This is a genomic window from Nonomuraea sp. NPDC059023 (genome assembly GCF_042740095.1).
GTDB lineage: Bacteria > Actinomycetota > Actinomycetes > Streptosporangiales > Streptosporangiaceae > Nonomuraea.
Map to the genome: position 1 here is coordinate 114673 of NZ_JBHYIO010000021.1, position 17473 is coordinate 132145.

General features: G+C 72.1%; 19 protein-coding genes. 4 read left to right on the plus strand and 15 right to left on the minus strand.

All coding sequences use genetic code 11. From position 1 onward, the window contains the following. Nucleotides 1-17: 17 nt before the first annotated feature. Nucleotides 18-1226 carry a PucR family transcriptional regulator gene (locus ACFWYW_RS32105; protein ID WP_379617809.1) on the plus strand — a complete coding sequence of 403 codons (1209 nt, stop codon included), beginning with the start codon at nucleotides 18-20 and terminating at the stop codon, nucleotides 1224-1226. Here the strand turns inward: ACFWYW_RS32105 and ACFWYW_RS32110 are convergent. From ACFWYW_RS32110 to ACFWYW_RS32140, 7 genes are all read right to left on the minus strand, one after another. Continuing rightward, a complete protein-coding gene (locus ACFWYW_RS32110; RefSeq protein ID WP_379617807.1) occupies nucleotides 1186-2055 on the minus strand; it encodes a bile acid:sodium symporter family protein in 870 nt (289 codons plus the stop codon). The genes ACFWYW_RS32105 and ACFWYW_RS32110 overlap by 41 nt on opposite strands. Beyond that, entirely contained in the window at nucleotides 2052-2897 is an 846-nt protein-coding gene (locus ACFWYW_RS32115; RefSeq protein ID WP_379617805.1) for an SGNH/GDSL hydrolase family protein, read from the minus strand. The genes ACFWYW_RS32110 and ACFWYW_RS32115 overlap by 4 nt, the downstream gene beginning before the upstream one ends. Nucleotides 2898-2907: 10 nt before the next feature. Next, nucleotides 2908-4017 (minus strand): alkaline phosphatase PhoX, encoded by a 1110-nt coding sequence (locus ACFWYW_RS32120; RefSeq protein ID WP_379617803.1) that lies wholly within the window; start codon nucleotides 4015-4017, stop codon nucleotides 2908-2910. Nucleotides 4018-4131: 114 nt separating this feature from the next. Beyond that, nucleotides 4132-4746 (minus strand): SRPBCC family protein, encoded by a 615-nt coding sequence (locus ACFWYW_RS32125; RefSeq protein ID WP_379617801.1) that lies wholly within the window; start codon nucleotides 4744-4746, stop codon nucleotides 4132-4134. Further along, complete coding sequence (locus tag ACFWYW_RS32130) at nucleotides 4743-5108, minus strand: ArsR/SmtB family transcription factor (RefSeq protein ID WP_379617799.1); 366 nt, start codon at nucleotides 5106-5108, stop codon at nucleotides 4743-4745. Before ACFWYW_RS32130 ends, ACFWYW_RS32125 begins: the two co-directional genes overlap by 4 nt. 227 nt (nucleotides 5109-5335) lie before the next feature. Beyond that, nucleotides 5336-5926: a DsbA family protein gene (locus ACFWYW_RS32135; protein WP_379617797.1), complete on the minus strand. Its 591-nt coding sequence runs from the start codon at nucleotides 5924-5926 to the stop codon at nucleotides 5336-5338. Nucleotides 5927-5959: 33 nt separating this feature from the next. Continuing rightward, nucleotides 5960-7177 (minus strand): alpha/beta fold hydrolase, encoded by a 1218-nt coding sequence (locus ACFWYW_RS32140; RefSeq protein WP_379617795.1) that lies wholly within the window; start codon nucleotides 7175-7177, stop codon nucleotides 5960-5962. A gap of 109 nt (nucleotides 7178-7286) precedes the next feature. Here ACFWYW_RS32140 and ACFWYW_RS32145 point away from each other — a divergent pair, with 109 nt between their 5' ends. Next, nucleotides 7287-8264 (plus strand): acetylxylan esterase, encoded by a 978-nt coding sequence (locus ACFWYW_RS32145; protein WP_379617793.1) that lies wholly within the window; start codon nucleotides 7287-7289, stop codon nucleotides 8262-8264. A 57-nt stretch (nucleotides 8265-8321) separates the two neighbouring features. Here ACFWYW_RS32145 and ACFWYW_RS32150 read toward each other — a convergent pair whose 3' ends face one another. Beyond that, nucleotides 8322-8609, minus strand: a complete 288-nt coding sequence (locus ACFWYW_RS32150) for an iron-sulfur cluster biosynthesis family protein (protein WP_184963581.1) — start codon at nucleotides 8607-8609, stop codon at nucleotides 8322-8324. 105 nt (nucleotides 8610-8714) lie between these two features. Beyond that, nucleotides 8715-9884: a methyltransferase, FxLD system gene (gene fxlM, locus ACFWYW_RS32155; protein WP_379641139.1), complete on the minus strand. Its 1170-nt coding sequence runs from the start codon at nucleotides 9882-9884 to the stop codon at nucleotides 8715-8717. Between the two features lie 45 nt (nucleotides 9885-9929). Between fxlM and ACFWYW_RS32160 the strand changes: the two genes are divergently transcribed. Beyond that, nucleotides 9930-10451 carry a GNAT family N-acetyltransferase gene (locus tag ACFWYW_RS32160; RefSeq protein WP_379616749.1) on the plus strand — a complete coding sequence of 174 codons (522 nt, stop codon included), beginning with the start codon at nucleotides 9930-9932 and terminating at the stop codon, nucleotides 10449-10451. Here ACFWYW_RS32160 and ACFWYW_RS32165 read toward each other — a convergent pair. After that, a complete protein-coding gene (locus ACFWYW_RS32165; RefSeq protein ID WP_379641140.1) occupies nucleotides 10420-11292 on the minus strand; it encodes an NAD(P)H-binding protein in 873 nt (290 codons plus the stop codon). The genes ACFWYW_RS32160 and ACFWYW_RS32165 overlap by 32 nt on opposite strands. Before the next feature lie 71 nt (nucleotides 11293-11363). On the opposite strand from ACFWYW_RS32165, the gene ACFWYW_RS32170 reads away from it, so the two are divergent. Next, nucleotides 11364-11951 carry a TetR/AcrR family transcriptional regulator gene (locus ACFWYW_RS32170; RefSeq protein ID WP_379616756.1) on the plus strand — a complete coding sequence of 196 codons (588 nt, stop codon included), beginning with the start codon at nucleotides 11364-11366 and terminating at the stop codon, nucleotides 11949-11951. 44 nt (nucleotides 11952-11995) lie between these two features. Here the strand turns inward: ACFWYW_RS32170 and ACFWYW_RS32175 are convergent, their stop codons facing one another. The 5 genes from ACFWYW_RS32175 to ACFWYW_RS32195 are packed head-to-tail and all read right to left on the minus strand — an operon-like array spanning nucleotide 11996 to nucleotide 17426. Next, nucleotides 11996-13048: an LLM class flavin-dependent oxidoreductase gene (locus ACFWYW_RS32175; RefSeq protein ID WP_379616758.1), complete on the minus strand. Its 1053-nt coding sequence runs from the start codon at nucleotides 13046-13048 to the stop codon at nucleotides 11996-11998. Next, nucleotides 13045-14508, minus strand: coding sequence for an APC family permease (locus tag ACFWYW_RS32180; protein ID WP_379616760.1), 1464 nt, complete (start codon nucleotides 14506-14508; stop codon nucleotides 13045-13047). The genes ACFWYW_RS32175 and ACFWYW_RS32180 overlap by 4 nt, the downstream gene beginning before the upstream one ends. Further along, nucleotides 14492-14746, minus strand: coding sequence for a hypothetical protein (locus tag ACFWYW_RS32185; protein ID WP_379616762.1), 255 nt, complete (start codon nucleotides 14744-14746; stop codon nucleotides 14492-14494). Before ACFWYW_RS32185 ends, ACFWYW_RS32180 begins: the two co-directional genes overlap by 17 nt. Next, complete coding sequence (locus ACFWYW_RS32190) at nucleotides 14743-16245, minus strand: FAD-binding oxidoreductase (RefSeq protein WP_379616764.1); 1503 nt, start codon at nucleotides 16243-16245, stop codon at nucleotides 14743-14745. Before ACFWYW_RS32190 ends, ACFWYW_RS32185 begins: the two co-directional genes overlap by 4 nt. Beyond that, nucleotides 16242-17426 carry a (Fe-S)-binding protein gene (locus ACFWYW_RS32195; RefSeq protein ID WP_379616766.1) on the minus strand — a complete coding sequence of 395 codons (1185 nt, stop codon included), beginning with the start codon at nucleotides 17424-17426 and terminating at the stop codon, nucleotides 16242-16244. The genes ACFWYW_RS32190 and ACFWYW_RS32195 overlap by 4 nt, the downstream gene beginning before the upstream one ends. Nucleotides 17427-17473 lie beyond the last annotated feature (47 nt).

Below are 17473 nucleotides of genomic sequence, written 5' to 3' on the forward strand. Positions count from 1 at the left end.
GTCGCGGGAGCTGACCGATGGGCGAGCCGCTGCGCGTGGCCGGACGGGCCGTGCACGAGCTCCTGGACAAGCAGAAGGTACGGCTGGCGCGCGAGCTCGTCTCCGGCTTCGTGGCCGAGATCCCCTTCTACCGCGAGTTACCCGCGGAAGAGCTCAGCGACGACATCTTCCGCATCACCGAGGAGAACCTGCGCCTGGTGTCCCGGCTGTTTCGCGAGCGGCGCCTGCCCAGGCCGGAGGAACTGGAGCCGTCCTCCGCCTCGGCCGCCCGCCGGGCCCAGGAAGGGGTGCCGCTGGAGGCCATCCTGGCCGCCTACCACCTGGGCGCCGGCCGCATCTGGAACCTGGTGACGACGGACGCGCGGCCGGAGGAGGTGTCCGACGCGCTGGCCGCCGGCCGGATCATGCTCGGCTACACCGAGGCCGTGACCACCGCCGTCTGCGCCGCCTACCAGCAGGAACGCGAGAGCATGGTGAGCCAGGACCAGCACGCCCGGCACGCCGCCATCACCGCGCTGCTCAGCGGCGAGACCCAGGCCGGTGCCGGCATCCGGCTGGCCGCCCGCTACCTGGTGCTGGCGGTGACGCTCGGCGTCCATCCCGACGAGCGCTTCGGCGCGGTCGCCGGGCGGCGCAAGCTGCACCGCGTGCGCGACGCCGTCCAGAAGCACGCCGCCGAGCCGGTGCTGTCGCTGCTCGAACCCGCCGGCGGGCTCATCCTGGTGCCCGACCTCGACTGGTGCGCCGCGGCGGCGCTGGTCGCTTCGATGGCGGAGGCGGCCGGGGTCGAGGTGCGGGCGGCGGCGGAGGTCGCCGCGCCCGAGGGCGTGGCCGCGGCGGCGCGGCTGGCCCAGGAGGTGCTCGACGTGGTCCACCTCTTCCACCACCCGGCCGGGCTCTACCGGCTGGCCGACGTGCTGCTGGAATACCAGCTGACCCGGCCGAGCGAGGCGATGAGCGGACTGGCCACCCTGCTCGACCCGCTCACCGACAACCCCGACCTCCTGCAGACGCTCACCGTCTACCTGGAGACCGGCCTGGACCGCAGGCGCACCGCCGAACGGCTGCACGTGCACCCCAACACCGTCGACTACCGGCTGCGCCGGGCGGTCACCCTGACCGGTCTCGACCCGGTGGACCCGGCGCAGCTGCAGAGCATCGGGGCGGCGCTGGCCGCCCGGCGCGTCACGAACCGGCCGGGACCTCTGCCGGACTCCGCCGCCTGAGCAGGAAGCCCGCCGCGGCCGCGGTGAAGAACATGATCACGCCGTAGGTGGCCGAGGGCACGGCCATCTGCGGGATGGCCAGCAGCCCCATCGCCACCGTGATCGACAGGGTGGCGTTGTGGATGCCGATCTCCATGCAGGACGCGATCGCCTGCTCGCGCCCCACCTTGAACAGGCGCGGCGCCCAGTAGCCGATCGCCAGGCTGAGCACGCTGAAGACCAGGGTGATCAGCCCGACGTCGCGGATGTAGCCGCCGATGTTGGCGCGCTCCTGCAGGACCACGCCGACGACGACCAGGAAGAGGATGATCGCCGAGGCGATCTTGACGGGCTTGTGCATGCGCTCGGCGAACGCGCCGAACCGCGCCCGCACGAGCATGCCGATCGCCACCGGCACCAGCACGAGCGCGAAGACCTGCAGGCTCTTGTCGAACTGCAGGCCCAGCGCGCCCGACTCCGCGCCGAAGTAGTTGATGGCCAGGTTCGTCACCAGCGGCATCGTGAACACCGCGAGCACCGAGTTGATGGCGGTCAGCGTCACGTTGAGCGCGACGTCGCCGCCGAACAGATGGCTGTAGAGATTGGCGGTCGTCCCGCCGGGGGAAGCGGCCAGCAGCATCATGCCCACCGCCAGCACGGGCGGCAGGTCGAACAGCAGCACCAGGCCGAGGCACAGTGCGGGGAGCAGGAGGATCTGGCACACGAGCGCGATCACGCTCGCCTTCGGATAGGCCAGCACGCGGCGGAAGTCCGCCACGGTCAGGCCGAGCCCCAGGCCGAGCATGATGATGGCCAGGGCGATGGGCAGGAGGACGCTGGCAAGGCTCATAGAAGCGGGGTCCTGACTGTACGGGTGACGATGGCCGCGAAGTTCCGCATGCCGAGGGCGTTCGGATGGAACGGCGTGGCCGCCGACGCGGGGACGTAGGGCTCGATCCAGCGGACGCTGGAGGACTTGCAGGGATCGTGGCCCTCGCTCGGTGTCTGGAAGTCGACGAAGCCGACTCCCTGTGCCGCCGCCTGCTCCCGGAGGGCCTGGTTGAAGTAGGCGATGGTGGCGCGGATGTAGTTGGCGTCGACGGCGAGCACCGGGACCCGGGGCCAGCAGCCGTTCCTGGGGGCGTAGGTGCCGTAGCCTACGACGAAGATCCGGGCTTGGGGAGCGCGGGAGCGGATGTCGCGGATCAGCTGGTCGAGGCGGGGGCGCAGGGCGTCGGTGCCGTCGCGGAAGCGGTCGCGGCCGTTGTCCTGGTACTCGTCGTGGCAGGGGTCGCCGGGCAGCAGGCTCAGGCAGTCCTCGATGAAGCCGGTCAGGTCGAGGTCGTTGGCGCCGATCTGGACCGTGACCAGGGTGGCGTCCGGGCCGACGGCGTCGAGCTGGGGCGGCACGCTGCCCAGGTCGGTGCGCTGCGACTCGTACATGTCCTGGATATCGGCGCCGGAGCACGTGACGTCACGCAGGGAGCCGCCGAGATCGCGCGACGACAGGTGGGCGTAGTTGCGGTCGGAGCGGAAACAGCCGAGCTGGGGCAGGATCTGGTTCGGGATGAGCGGGCCGGAGGCGGCCGAGTCGCCGAGCGCCACGTACACCTCGGCGGCCGCGTGCGCGGGCGGCGCCACGGTGAGGACGAGTGCGGCGGCCGTGCACAGGGTGAGTAATCGACGGATCATCGTGCGCTCCCTAGCGTCGGAACGGACCGGTGACTTCGTAGGTGATGCCGCCCGTGCCCGCCGTCTCGCCGCTGGTGCCGCGCTGGGAGGAGAAGTACAGGCGGCTGCCGTCGGGGGAGAAGGCGGGGCCGGTGATCTCCGAGCGCGACTGGCCGTCCAGGCGCATGATCGGGGCCACGACCCGGTCGGGCGTGATGACGTTGATCTCCATGTTGCCGCCGTCCTCGGCGACGTACAGGTCTCCGGCGCTGCTGCCGGTGATGTTGTCGACGCCGTCGAGCGAGCCGCCGCCTTCGTAGACGGTGCCGAGCACGTTGCGGCCGGCGTCGTAGAACCAGACCTTGCGGTCGCCCTTGGCGGTGAAGTAGCAGACGCCGCCCGCGTAGTGGCAGCCCTCGCCGCCGTTGAAGTGCAGGGCGTCGCTCACCTGGTGCCTGGTCTGACGCTCCAGTACGGCGGGGCCGGGATCGGGCACCCGCTTCCAGGCCGGCCCGGCGCAGAGCACGTCAAGACGGCCGCTCGACAGGTCGCCCCAGGTGTTGGGGACGAACCGGTAGAAACAGCCGTCCGACTCGTCTTCGGTCAGGTAGATGACCCCGTGGTCGGGGTCGCAGGCGGCCGCCTCGTGCTTGAAGCGGCCCATGGCGTTGCGCGGCTGGGCGGAGCGCACGCCGTACGGGTCGGTCTCGTAGACCCTGCCGCGGAAGATCTCCTCACACGACAGCCACGTGTTCCACGGCGTGGCCCCGCCGGCGCAGTTGAGGTTGGTGCCGGACAGGATGCGGTAGGCGCGCTCCACCGATCCGTCGGCCCTGAACTTGATGGCCGAGGCGCCGCCGGCGAGCGGGATCTCGGAGTTGGAGACGTAGATCCAGCCGGTGGTGTCGGGGAAGCAGGCGCCGCCGTCGGGGGCGGGATGCCATCGGGCGCCGCCGACGGTCTGGCCGGAGCGGGCGATGATCCGGCCGGTGAACCCGGCGGGCAGCGCCATGCCGTTGGCGTCGGGCGGGCCCAGCGGGCCGTAAGGACTCAGCCCTGCGGAGGCGTGGGCGGCTTGTTGCCAGAGTGAACCGGAGAAGGCGGCGGCGGAGACGGCGAGGAGGAACGTGCGTCGCTGCATGGCACACACCATGAGGCGGGCTCGCGGATCTGTGAATTGGGTGGGGCGGCAAACCTGGGGCGGGTTTCCTGTGACCCATCACAAAGCCCCTTGACGCCGGTGAAGGCCGCCTGGTCAGTCGACGCCGGGCGCGAAGAACCCCATCGACATCTCCTTGCCCGCCGCGACCTCTTCGGGGGTGGCCGTGCCCGACGCCGTGATGGCCGTCTCCCAGGCCAGCACCGACGCGAGGGAGTAGCGCTGGGCCTCCTCGGAGTTCGCCGCCTCGACCGGGTCGTCGCCCTCCTTGACCTCCCCGGCCAGGAACAGGGCGAGGCCGAGCAGGGCGCCGTCCCAGCCGGGGCCGACGGTGAACGCGCCGGCGCCGCTCTGGGCCATGGCCAGCGGGACGGTGTGCTCCAGGACGAAGTCGGTGCGCTCGTCGCCCGCCTGGCTGAGCCGTACCTCGATGACGCTGGTGGCGTCGCCGAAGGTGACCTTGTAGCGGGCGGGCGGCTCGCACTCCAGGATCTCGCCCCCCGCGTTGCCCTCCAGCTGGAACGTTCCGCCGACGCGCAGGTCGCCGCTGATCGGCATGAGCCAGCGCTTGATGCGGTCGGGGTCGGTCAGGGCCTCCCAGACGTCGTCCACGGCGGCGTCGTAGGTGCGGCTCATGACGACGGACACGCTCTCCTCGTCGCGCGTGACGTCGCGGCGGGTGGCGTTGATGTGGGCGGCGATGTCGATCATGATTCTCTCTTCTCGTCGGTTTCTTCTTCGGCGGTCTTGCGGCGCTCGCGCTTGCCGCGGGCGAGTTCGGTGGCCAGGGCGTCGAGGTGCTGGGCCCAGAACCTGCGAAACGGCTGCAACCACACGTCGACCTCCTGCAGGGGGGCGGCGTTGACGGCGTAGAGCCGCCGCACGCCTTCTGCCCGCACGGTCGCGAACCCCGACTCCCGCAGGACCCGGAGATGCTGGGACACGGCCGGCTGCGAGATGCCGAACTCCGCCTGGATGGCGGTGGTCAGCGAGCCGGAGGTCTGCTCGCCGCCGGCGAGCAGTTCCAGGATCCGGCGCCTGACCGGGTCGCCGAGGACGTCGAATGCGTGCACGGCCCCACTATCGCAGTGCCCGCTTATATTAGTCAATGCTTATATAGGCGGGGTTTATTCGGTGGCGCCGCGCCCGTCCGCCGCGTACCGTCGATCACCTCCCCACCTACCACATGAACCGGACGGAACCGTGTCTCGTCGCCGTCCGATGGCTGCCCGGTCGCCGATCCACGTCGGCTCGACCGGCAGGGCCCGTGGGCTTTCGCCGCGACGGGCACTTTTGCCGTTCAGCCGGTCAGCAGCCGCCTGATCGCCTCGGGCGGCTGCACGCCGGAGACCGGCCGGGCGCCGTCGATCACCAGGGACGGCACGCCGCTCACCCCCTGGGCCGCGGCCCGCCGCTCGTCGTCGCGCACCTCCTCGGCGTAGGCGTCGCCGGGCAGGGGCACACCGGGCAGCACCTCCTCACGCAGCGCGTCCAGTGCCCCGGGATCGGCGATGTTCGCGCCCTCGGTGTGGTACGCGCGCAGCAGCCGCTCCACCATCTCCTCGCCCTTGCCGTGATCCCGGCCGAGCTTCCAGAGCCGGTGGGCGTCGAAGGTGCTCACCGGCCTGGCCAGGTGCAGGTTGAGCTCCAGCCCGTCGGCCGCGCCGGTCGTCCTGATCAGCTCGGCGCGGGCCGGGGCGCGCTCGCCCCACCACTCCCGCAACGCCTCCTCGGCCGTGGGCCCGGGAGTACGGCCCGCCCCCGGGTCGAGCTCGAAGCTACGCCACACGATCTCCGGCGGATCGGCCAGCCCTTCCAGCGCCCGGGACAGGCGGCGCTTGCCGATGTAGCACCAGGGGCAAAGGATGTCGGCGTAGATCTCAAGTTTCATGACGGCATCCTGCAACCTCAAGTGCGGTTGAGTTCAAGCCGGGCCGAGGTAGCCGGGCGGCGGGCGGTCACCGGCGGGCGTACCCGTCTGGCGCCCGGCCAGGAAGGAACGCAACGCCTTCAGGTACGGCCCCGGCCGATCGGCGTAGACCGCGTGCCCGGCGCCCTCGACGTAGACCAGCGCGCCCGGCGGATAGTCACGGATCGACGACCACGGCTGGAAGTCGCACGACCCCTTGACCACCAGCACCGGCACCCCGCTCGTGCCCGGCGGCTCGACGTCGCGCGGCGCCAGGCTCGCGTACCCGCCCGACCCGCGCGGATGCGGCGCGGGTTCGGCCCCGGGGCAGTGGTGGGAGGCGGCGGCCAGCGCGCGGGCGCGGTCCAGGCGGGCGTCCAGCTCGCCGTCACCCGCGAACGAGAGCGCGGCCGTGGGCTCCACGCGCAGCAGCGCGTGGGTGACCAGCATGCGGGCGTCGACGTCAGCCATCCGCAGCGACTCGCCGGGGGCGGGGAAGCCCAGCACGGTCGGCGGGGGACGCAGCGGGGTGGGGGAGGAGAAGACCACGCGCTCCACCCGGCCGGGGAAGGCGCCCAGGTAGGCCGCCGCCAGCCGGGCGCCCTCGCCGTGGCCCACCAGTACGAGGCGCTCGGCGCCCAGCTCGTCGCGGATCGCCTCCAGGTCGGAGACGTCGCGCGGCAGGCCGTACCCGCGAGGGTCGCGCAGGCGCTCCGAGCGCCCGGTGCCGAGCGCGTCGTAGACGTAGACCTCGCGCCCGCCGCTCGCCAGTTGCCCGAAAAACGCGGCGTCCCCGGCCAGGTCGCCGCGTCCCTGCAGCACGACCACCGGCGCCGCGTCCGCCTTGCCGTCGGCCACCCGCACGTACGCCAGCCGCGAGCCGGTCGGCAGCTCCCACTCCCGCTGGCCCTCCACCCGGGCGGCGGGCGGCGGCGTGCCCGGCGGCTCGGTCAGCACCTGCGCGCAGACGTGCCAGACGACCACCGCCTCCACCCCGAGCAGCGCCACCGCCCGCACCCACCGCGCCCACCTGGCCGCCGGCCGCGGCACGCACAACAGCAGCCCGAGGTAGAACACCGAGGCGAAGACGGCCAGGCCCGCGACGCTGAACACCTGCGGCCCGGCCATCACCGTAGCCATCCCGGCCAGCGTGGCCAGGCCGAGGACCGGTGACAGCAGCAGCACGGCCAGCCCGCAGACCAGCCGACCCGCTACGCGGAAGAAGCGCCTCACACCGGCCGAAACTACCGACTCGCGGCTCCCGTGGTGGGTGGGATAGCGGTTTCCGGGGTGAATGCGGTGAAATATCGGGGAACTCTACGAGAGGTTTGGAGATCCCCCCATGCCGCTGTTCGACCTGCCGCTGGAACGCCTGCGCGGCTACCGCCCCGAGCGCGACGAGCCCGCCGACTTCGCCGCCTTCTGGACCCGGACCCTGGAGGAGGCCCGCGCCTTCCCCGCCGACCCCGTCTACACGCCCTATGACCTCCCGCTCGCCGGGGTGGAGGTGTTCGACGTCCAGTTCTCCGGCTGGGGCGGGGACCGGATCAACGGCTGGTTCATCGCGCCGCGCGGCGCCGAGGGGCCGCTGCCGTGCGTCATGCACTACATCGGCTACAGCGGCGGGCGCGGCTTCCCCCACGACCACCTCCTGTGGCCGAACGCGGGCTACGCGGTGTTCGTCGTGGAGACGCGCGGCCAGGGCGGCGCCAGCGTGGGCAGCCCGGGAGCCACCCCCGACCCGCGTGGCGGCGCCTCCGCCCAGGCGCCCGGCATGATGACCCGGGGCATCCTCGACCCGGACGACTACTACTACCGCCGCGTCTTCACCGACGCCGTCCGCGCCGTCGACGTGGCCCTCGCCCACCCTCTCGTGGACGGCTCCCGCGTCGTGGCCTCCGGCGGCAGCCAGGGCGGCGGCATCGCGCAGGCGGTCACCGGGCTGCGCGACGACGTGGCCGGGGCCCTGATCGACGTGCCGTTCCTGACCCACTTCCGGCGCGCCCTGGAGATCACCGGCCGCGACCCGTACCAGGAGATCGTCCGCTATCTGGCCAGCCTGCGCGGCAACGCCGACCAGGTCTTCCGCACGCTGTCCTACTTCGACGGGCTCAACTTCGCCGCCCGCGGGAACGCTCCGGCTCTGTACTCGGTGGCGCTCATGGACGACGTCTGCCCGCCGTCCACCGTCTTCGCCGCCTACAACCACTGGCAGGGCCCCAAGGAGATCACCGTCTGGCCCTGGAACCAGCACGAGGGCGGTGGCGGCTTCCAGCGCGAGGAGCAGGTGCGCTACCTGTTCAAGCTCTTCACGTCCTGAGGCTCTTCACGTCCTGAGGACGGGCGGGGCCCCGGCGCGCGGGGCCCCGCCCGCGGATCAGGCGGGCTTCTCCATCACGACGAAGGAGACGCCGCCCTGGTCGTCGGCGCCCGCGTCCAGGGACTTGTCCTCCAGGACGCTCGCGGCCACCGGGTCGAGGTAGACGCGGGCGCCCTCGGTCTCGACCACCTCGTCCAGCGGCTCGGGCGCCGAGGCCAGTGTCAGGGTCAGCGATCCCGCGCTCTCGCCCTTCGACGAGATGCGGACGCCGCTCTGCGCCGGCTCCGGCGTGGTCGCGGTGAGATCCCGGATGGCCTGGGCTGCGGTAGGTGTCAGGGTGAGCACTAGGGCTCCTCCTCGTTCTCGGCGTGCATGAGTTGCCTGCCCTTCCCGTTATCGCGCGCCCCAATCATCCTGACGAAAATTCTTTGCCGGTGGTGACTTCCGGGATCACGGCCGCTCAGCGGCCCCGTAGGAGATCAGGAGCCGGGTGTCGCGCTTGTCGATCACCAGGCAGTCGGCGGGCGGCGTGACGGACGCGGGCAGGTCCCACGCCTCGACGCGCAGGCCGTCCGCGGCGGGGCGGCCCGCCTCCTGCCAGGCGGTCACGTGCGCGGCCAGGCCGTCGGCGAGCTCAGGCCCGCGCGGGCCGAAGCCGAGCGCGGCCAGCTCGCCGGTGAGCACCGCCAGCCCGCCGTCCACGGCCAGGCCCGAGGTCATCCTGACGCCACCATGGGCGACCGGCGCGGGCGGCAGCAGCTTGGAGTCGCCGTAGAGCGTGCACCAGCGGGGATCGTGGATCGCCAGCCAGAGGCTCAGCCCGACGCTGACCTCGCCCATCCCGGCGCGCACGCCGGTGCGCACCTCGGCGACGGGCTCCTGCGCCAGGGCGCGCGCCACGTCGCCCACCTCGCGCGGCTGGGGCAGGAACAACGTGAGCCCGTCGGCCGCCTGCCACAGCCGCTCCGGTCCCGCCGCGGCGCCGCGCATCCGCATGAAGCCGGCCGGCACCACCGAGACGCTGCTCCAGCGGCCCGGCGCGCGCTCGAACGCCGCGGAGACCTGCACCCCGCGCAGGTCGAGCGGGGCGACCAGCCGTCCGCCCGGCGCGAGCTGCGCCGCCCACGCGGGCGCGAGGTCCCAGACGCCGACGGTCGCGATGATCCGGTCGTACGGCGCGCCGCCGGGGAAACCGGCCGCCCCGTCCGCGCACTCCACGCGGACCTCGGGGAATCCGGCACCGGCCAGGTGGTCGCGAGCCCGCCGTACCAGATCGCCGTCGATGTCGACGGTGATCACCTGGCCGCCGGGCGCGGTCAGCGACCACAGCAGGGCGGCGTTGTAGCCGGTGCCCGCGCCGATCTCCAGCACCCGGTGGCCGGGCTCCACGCCGAGCTGGTCGAGCATCGTGGCCATGATGGCGGGCTGGGAGGAGGAGCTGATCGGCAGGCCGTCCTCGTCGCGCTTGGTGACGATGGGCTCGTCGCGGTAGGCCTCGCGCGGGTCCACCTCCGGCAGGAACAGGTGCCGCGGCACCGTGCGCAGGACCCCGGCCACCCGCTCGCTGATCTCCGCATGCTGCAGCAACTGCCGGACCATGGCCTCCCGCGCCTGCCTCATGGCTTGATTATCACGCCTGTCCGCCCTTCTGCTAGGAATGCGCACGTGCTTACCGGAGACCGCGTGCGCATGCGCGCCATCGAACCGTCGGATGCCGTCTTCCTGCTGCGCTGGCACACCGATCCCGAGGTGATGCGCTGGCTGGAGGACCCGTACCCGCCCTCGCTGGCCGCGCTGACCCGGCAGCTCGAGGAGCGCAAGCCCGACTCCTACGAGAGCCTCACCCTGATGATCGACGACCTGGACGGGCGGACGATCGGCATCTGCGCGCTGCGCGGCGCCGAACCCGAGACCGGCAACGCCACCCTGGACATCTACCTGGGCGAGAAGGACACCTGGGGGCAGGGCTACGCGACCGACGCGATGCGGGTGATCTGCCGCTACGGCTTCCAGAAGATGCGCCTGCACCGGATCGGCCTGACCGTCGTCGCCGAGAACGCCGCGGCCCGGCGCGTCTACGAGAAGGTGGGCTTCGTCGAAGAGGGCTGCCAGCGCGAGTCGTTCCGGCGCGACGGACAGTGGCACGACCAGATCGTCATGGGGCTGCTGGAGGGCGAACTGCGCTGAGCCCGAACGCGGCGGCGTTCTGCCGGGCCCAGGTGGCGAAGGAGCGCGGCGCCCGGCCGAGCACCCGTTCGACGTCCGGGCTGATCTTCTGCTCCTCGGCCGTCGGCTCGCCGAGGATGTCCAGCGTGCCGTCGGCCACCGCCTCGGGCATGTACGCGAGCATGCGGGCCCTGGCCTCGGCGCGGGTCAGCTCGGTGAAGGCCAGTTCCTCGCCCAGCGCGTCGCCCAGGGCCGCGGCCATCTGACGGGGCGTGATCAGCTCCGGCCCGGTCAGCACGTACGTCCGTCCGTCGTGGGCCGTGTCCCGCAGCGCGGCGGCTCCCACCTCGGCGATGTCGTCCGGATGGACGACCGGCAGCGGCACGTCGGCGAACGGCGCGAAGACCTCCCGCCGCGCGCGCACCGTCTCGGCCCAGGCGTAGGCGTTGGAGGCGAAGCCGCCGGGCCTGATCACCGTCCAGCCGAGGCCGCCGGCCTTGGCCTGGTCCTCGAAGTGCCGCACCCGCAGGCCGTGGCCGGGCGACTCGGGCCGGGTCGCGGCCGACTGCGAGGTCAGGACCACGAGCCGGCGGACGCCCGCCGCCTTGACCGCCGCCATCACCGCGGCGTCGGTCTCCGGCGCCAGCACCGGCGGCACCATGAGGAACGCCGCCCGCGCGCCCCGCAGCGCCGGGCCGAGCGTGGCCGGGTCGGTCAGGTCGGCGGCGACCGTGCGGACGCCCTGGGGCGCGTCGGCGGCGGTGATCCGGCGGGCGACGGCGGTGACCTGCTCGCCCGCCTCGTGCAGCGCGCGCACCAGCGCGCGGCCGACGTTCCCGGTGGCTCCCGTGACAACGAACATGAGGTTCTCCAGTTAGTTAGTTGGCTGACTGAAAAGAACCCTAGCACAGGTTCGCCGCTATAGTGAGTCAGGTGACTGACTCGAAGGGTTCCACGCGGGTGCGGGCGGCCGGCGCCAAGCGGCAGCGGCTCATGAGCGCCGCCGCCGAGGTCGTCCACCGGCAGGGCGCCGAGCGGACCACGATCGCCGACATCGCCCGCGCCGCCGACGTCCCCGTGGGCAACGTGTACTACTACTTCAAGACCAAGGACGAACTCGTCGCCGCCGCGCTGTCGGAGCACGCCAGACGGCTGGGCGAGCTCACCGGCCGCCTGGACGAGCTGCCCGATCCGCGGGCCCGGCTCAAGGGGCTGGTCGAGGCCTGGGTGAGCCAGCGCGAACTCGCCGCCCGCTACGGCTGCCCCACCGGCACCCTCGCCGCCGAACTCGACAAGCGCGCCGAAGGCGGGCTCGACGCCGAGGCGGGGCGGGTGATCCGGCTGCTGCTCGACTGGGCCGAACGCCAGTTCCGCGAGCTCGGCCTGCCCGGCCCCGACGGCCTCGCCCTCACGCTCGTCGGCGCCTACCAGGGCATGTCGCTCCTGGCCAACGCCCTGCGCGAACCCGGCGTCATGGACCGCGAGGGCGCGCGCCTGCTGGCCTGGCTGGACTCCTTGTAGGCCCCGCCGTACCCTGCCCTCCACGGTACGGCGGGGCGGCGCCCTCAGCCCGCGAAGGCGGGCATGATCCGGTCGTGGATCAGCCGGAGCTGGGTGTCCACGTCGGCCACGTCCGGCAGGTCGCGGCCCATGAACTGCTTGACCAGCGTCGCGTCGGTCACCGCCAGGATCATGTGGTTGACCCCCGCCGGCTCGATCTCTCGCTTGATCTTGGCCACGCACTCCTCGGGCGTGCCGGCGATGGACAGGCGCTCGCCGATCTCCGGGGTGGTGAGCTCGATGGCGCGGGCCAGGTCCCCGGCGCCGAGCGCCTCCACCACGGGCTTCATCGCGTTGGGGTTGACGCCGTTGCGCTCCAGTTGCTCGGCGGGCATCGACGAGGCGTACAGGCCGACCATGCTGCGGGCGGCCTCCTTGGCGACGGCCGAGTCCGGGCCGGTGGCGAAGACGACCCAGGCGCCGATGTCCAGCGTGGACGGGTCCTTGCCCGCCTTCGCCGCGCCGGCGCCGAACTGCTCGACCAGGTAGTCGTAGGCCTCGCGCGTGTAGCTGAGGGCGTGGTGGACGCCGTCGGACAGTTCGCCGGCCGCCTGGAAGGAGCGCGGGCCGCGCATGGCGCCGAACTTGACCGGTACCCGCTCCTGCACCGGCCGGGCGAAGGTGAACAGGCCGTTGTAGGTGAAGAACTCGCCCTGGTGGGTGATGGCGCCGGTGTCGAGCAGGGTGCGGACCACGTGGGCCGCCTCCTTGACCCGCGACAGGGGTTTGGAGACGGTCCAGTCGATGCCGTACTGGGCGAGGAGCCCGAAGTTGCCGCAGCTCAGCACCACTTCGGCGCGCCCGCCGCTGAGCTCGTCGAGCGTGGCGGCGGCCTGGGCGATGAGGGACGGCTCGCGCAGCACGACCGAGGAGACGCTCGGGCCGAACCGGATGCGCGAGGTCTGGAGCGAGGCGGCGGCGAACAGCAGCCACAGGTCCTTGTGCCAGGTCTCGTCGGCCGCGTAGCAGGCGTGGAAGCCCAGGTCGTCGGCGAGCTTGATCGAACGCAGGGAGTCGGTCAGCGGGTAGTCGGGGAGCATCACGTAGCTGAACTTCATGGGGAACCTGCCTTCTGGGGGATGGCGTCGCCGGCGGGGGCGGCGCCGTGCTCGTACGGCCGGGCGGCCACCAGATAGACCAGCCCGGCGGCGACGACCGCCACGCCGGACAGCAGCACGAGGTAGCCGTCGTACCAGGGCGCGTCGGGTGTGCGGGGCCAGACCATGTTGAGGATGGCCAGCACGCCGTACACCAGGGCCGCGATGTTGACCGCGAGCCCGGCGGCGCCCAGCGTGAAGGGCCCGGACGGACGCCAGCCGCGCAGCCGCGCCCGCAGCGCGGCGAGGACGACCATCTGGAAGCCCAGGTAGATGCCGAGGACCGCGAACGAAATGATCTTCACCAGCGCGTCCGCGGAGATGACGGAGCCGAGCACCACGAGCGCGGGCACGACGGCCGCCACCAGCAGCGCGTAGGGCGGGATGTGGCGCACGGGGGAGAAGCGCTTGAAGATCCGGCTGCCGGCGATCATGTCGTCGCGGGCGTAGGAGTAGAGCAGGCGGCCGGCGGCGGCCTGCAGGCTGAGCGCGCACGACAGGAACGACAGCAGCACCACGCCGAGCACCACCCGCAGCCCGCCCTCGCCGAACGCGGCGGTGAGCACGCCGGTCACCGGGTCCGTGCTCGTGCCGCCGATCACCGCGGCGAAGTCCGGCACGGCCAGCAGCAGCGCCAGGCAGACGAAGGTGGCGGCGGCGCCGCCGACGTAGATGGTCATGCGCATGGCCTTGGGGATGCGCCGGGTGGGGTCGGGCACCTCCTCCGCGACGTCGCCGCACGCCTCGAACCCGTAGTACTGGAAGATCCCGATCAGCCCGGCCGCCAGGAAGGCGGTGAAGTATCCGGACCCGCTGCCCGCGCCGAACGTGTCGAACAGCACCCCCAGCCCGTGATGGCGCTGCGTCAGCAGCAGCCAGCCGCCCACGGCCAGCGCCCCGGCCAGCTCCGCCGCGAATCCGACGATGGCCGCGACCGCCAGCGCCCGCGTCCCGGCCAGGTTGATCGCCAGCGCCACCCCGATGATCACCACCGCGCCCAGGATCGTGTTCCAGGTGCTCACCCCGATGCCGAGGAACGCCGACAGGTACGGCCCCGCCCCGTAGGCCACGCTGGCGATCGTCACCAGGAGCGCCACGAGGTAGACCCACCCGGTCATCCACGCCCACCGCCGCCCCCACAGCCGTCGTGCCCACGGGTAGATGCCGCCGGTCAGCGGGTACTGCGAGACGATCTCCCCGAAGACCAGCGCCACGAGGAACTGCCCGGCGCCCACGAGCACCAGGCTCCAGATCATCGGCGGCCCGCCCGCCGCCAGCGAGGTGGCGAAGAGCGTGTAGATCCCGACGACGGGGGAGAGGTAGGTGAACCCGAGCGAGAAGTTCGCCCACAGGCTCATCTCCCTGCGGAACTCCGAGGTGTAGCCGAGGTCGGCCAGGCGCCGGTCATCCGTCGAGCTCATGGAGCAGCTCCTCGCCCGAGACCACCGTGTGCGCGAAGTGGCGGTGCATCCAGGCCAGGTGGCCGGCCCGGGAGTGGACCAGCCGCAGGGTGTCCCAGTTGGGGAACTCCTGCTGGAGGACGTGCTCGGTCATCAGCTCCGGCGCGACCTCGTACACGTGCTCGAACCGGGTGATCGCCACCTCGGTCACAGGTACGGCAGGCGGTGGCGACATTTCATCCGACCGGCGATATTTCATGATGGTGCTCCGTATGCCTGGTCGAGCAGGTACTTGCCCGGGTTCATGATGTTGTTGGGGTCCAGCGCCCGCTTGATCTGGAGCATCACCTCGAAGCCGCCGCCGAGCTCCTGCGGCACCAGGTCCACCTCGCCCTCGCGGCACGAGCCGTGGCAGGCGCTGATCGACCCGCCGTGGGCCAGGGCCACCGCCGCCAGGTCCCGCTTGGCGCGTACCCAGGCCGCCCACGCCCGGTCGTCCAGGCGCTGCTCCCAGATGCCGATGTCGATCTCGGTCAGGTAGTCGGCGCCGGTCGCGCCGTTGGTGTAGGCGAACATGCCCCAGTCGTCGAAGACGTCGCTCTCGCGGCGCAGCCGGTCGGCGATCTCGTGCCAGGCCAGGCGGACCGAGGGGAGGTTGGTGTAGTTGATCGAGGCGTCCTCGCAGTGCCAGCTCATCGGCGCCACCTGGCCGGACTTCGTGCGCCCGTGCAGCGGGGTGGCGTAGCGGTCGTGGCGGGCCGCCCAGTCGCCCTGGGAGATCTCGTCGCCCAGGTAGCGGGCGCCGGCGTCGCGGGCGATGCGCATGAGCCGCCTGCCGCCCGCCTCGACCTCGTCGGCGTAGCCGTACAGGGCGGCGCAGACCAGGGCCTTCACCGACGACGGCTGCGGGATGTAGGCCTCGTCGTCGCGGCGCAGGTAGGCGACCTTCCACTCGTCGAACAGCACCGCCCCGGCGAACGTGGCCACCCCCGCGCGGGCCAGCAGGCCGACGCAGCGGTAGGCGTCGGCGTAGTCCGCGAAGGCCCAGAAGGGGGAGAACTCGGCCTCCGGCTTGGGGAAGAGCTTGAGCGTGGCCTCGGTGGCGATGCCGAGCGTGCCCTGATGGCCCATGAAAAGGTGTTTGAGCTGGTAGCCGCTCGACGACTTCGTGATTTTCCGGCCTATGCCATCCCCTACGTGGATGACCTGCCCGCTCGGCAGCACGTGGTCGAAGCTCAGGACCAGGTCGCGCGTGTGCCCGTAGCGGGAGCCGATGAGCGACCAGCCGCTCGTGCCGATCCGGCCGCCGACCAGCGAGCACGGGTAGGAGGCCGGATCGTCCGGATAGATCAGATCGTGTACGGCCAGCCGTTCGTTGAGCTTGAGGGCGTTGATGCCGGTGCCGACCGTGCAGGTGCGGTTGTCCAGATCAAGATCCTTGATGTGGTTGATCCGCTTCACGTCCACGAGGATGCCGCCCCGCAGCGGCACCGCCCCGTCGGTCAGCCCGGTGCCGCCGTCGCGCGGCACCACCGGGATCCGCAGGCGGTTGGCCAGCTTGAGCACCTCGGCCACCTCCTCGGTGCTGCCGGGCAGGACGACCAGGTCGGGCAGCCGCTCCGCCCAGCGGTGCACGGGGAACGGCGCGGGCACGCGGGCCCGGTTCAGCCGGTCCGCCCTGCCGGTGAGCACCTGCCCGTCGCCGAGGATCTGGCGCAGCTCGCCGAGCACGGGGTCGCTGAGCGCGGTGACGGTCACGGCGCCACCCCCAGGGAGAGCGCCAGCAGCTCGAACAGGTCCACCACGTCGATCGAGCGGGCCCTGCCCGCCTCCGACAGCGGCCGCTCCGACCACGGGCAGGCGCTCACCAGCGTGTCCACCCCCAGCTCGGCGGCCTTGTCGATACGGCTCGCGCTGATCCGCGCGGTCAGCTCCGGCTTCTCGATCGGCAGCCCGCCGCCCCCGCCCGAGCAGTACGACCACTGGGTGACCCGGTCCACGTCGGTGAAGGTCAGCCCGGGGATCGCCCGCAGCAGCTCGCGCGGCTCCCGCCAGACGCCCTTGCGCTTGTTGAGGCGGCAGGGGTCGTGGTAGGTGACGCTGCGCTCGACGGGGACGTGCGGCGTGAGCCGTCCCTCCCGGACCAGTTCCGCCAGCAGCTCCACGACCAGCACGATCTCGATGTCGTAGTCGTCGCCGAAGTACTTGGGGTAGTCCTCGGTGAAGGTGATGTAGTCGTGCGGGTCGAGCACCAGCACCCGCCGCACGCCCGAGGCCCTCCAGTCGTCGAGGTTGTGCCGGGCGAAGCGCCTGGCCTGCTCCTCGTAGCCCATCTCGGCGGCCGGTCCGCCGCAGCACCACTGCTCGTTCATCAGCCCGAACTTGTATCCGGCCAGGTTGAGCATGCGGGCCACGGCGCGCGGCACGCTCGTGCGGTGGAAGGCGGCCTCGCAGTCGACGAACAGGATCGTCTCCCCGCCGATGGCCAGCTCCAGGCCCTCGGCCCAGTCGCGCACGCGCTCCTGCCCGGCGGCCTCGGTGACGGGCTCGTGGGAGCGCTCGTCGGTCTCGGTGTTCCAGCGCCGCCAGGCGTCCTGGTGGACGTCCTGCGAGACGGCCAGCGCCCGCGCCGCCTTGACCAGGTCGACGGTCCGGGTGCGGAAGCGGTAGAAGTCGCCGGTGAACAGGGAGTTGGGGCAGCGCAGCTCGCAGGCTCCGCAGCCGGTGCAGTTGACGTAGTCCGCCGCCACCTCGGAGATCTCCAGCTCGCCCTTCTCCATCGCGACCACGTTGGCGTGGAAGGCGGTGGGGCTCCAGGACTCGTTCCGCGTGACCTGCATGACCGGGCAGACCTCGCGGCAGAACTTGTGGCCGGAGGAGAAGCAGTTGTAGGCGGCGTCGCGCCACTCCTCGGCGAACCTCTTGTCGGCGTCGGGCACGGGGGCCTCCCAACGTTTCAGGGTTGCGCTTAAAACTATGAGTTCAT

Excerpts from the sequence above, each read along its gene's own strand:
- ACFWYW_RS32105 (WP_379617809.1), top strand. The coding sequence starts at position 18 with ATGGGCGAGCCGCTGCGCGTGGCCGGACGGGCCGTGCACGAGCTCCTG.
- ACFWYW_RS32110 (WP_379617807.1), bottom strand. The coding sequence starts at position 2,055 with ATGAGCCTTGCCAGCGTCCTCCTGCCCATCGCCCTGGCCATCATCATG.
- ACFWYW_RS32115 (WP_379617805.1), bottom strand. The coding sequence starts at position 2,897 with ATGATCCGTCGATTACTCACCCTGTGCACGGCCGCCGCACTCGTCCTC.
- ACFWYW_RS32120 (WP_379617803.1), bottom strand. The coding sequence starts at position 4,017 with ATGCAGCGACGCACGTTCCTCCTCGCCGTCTCCGCCGCCGCCTTCTCC.
- ACFWYW_RS32125 (WP_379617801.1), bottom strand. The coding sequence starts at position 4,746 with ATGATCGACATCGCCGCCCACATCAACGCCACCCGCCGCGACGTCACG.
- ACFWYW_RS32135 (WP_379617797.1), bottom strand. The coding sequence starts at position 5,926 with ATGAAACTTGAGATCTACGCCGACATCCTTTGCCCCTGGTGCTACATC.
- ACFWYW_RS32145 (WP_379617793.1), top strand. The coding sequence starts at position 7,287 with ATGCCGCTGTTCGACCTGCCGCTGGAACGCCTGCGCGGCTACCGCCCC.
- fxlM (WP_379641139.1), bottom strand. The coding sequence starts at position 9,884 with ATGAGGCAGGCGCGGGAGGCCATGGTCCGGCAGTTGCTGCAGCATGCG.
- ACFWYW_RS32165 (WP_379641140.1), bottom strand. The coding sequence starts at position 11,292 with ATGTTCGTTGTCACGGGAGCCACCGGGAACGTCGGCCGCGCGCTGGTG.
- ACFWYW_RS32175 (WP_379616758.1), bottom strand. The coding sequence starts at position 13,048 with ATGAAGTTCAGCTACGTGATGCTCCCCGACTACCCGCTGACCGACTCC.
- ACFWYW_RS32180 (WP_379616760.1), bottom strand. The coding sequence starts at position 14,508 with ATGAGCTCGACGGATGACCGGCGCCTGGCCGACCTCGGCTACACCTCG.
- ACFWYW_RS32185 (WP_379616762.1), bottom strand. The coding sequence starts at position 14,746 with ATGAAATATCGCCGGTCGGATGAAATGTCGCCACCGCCTGCCGTACCT.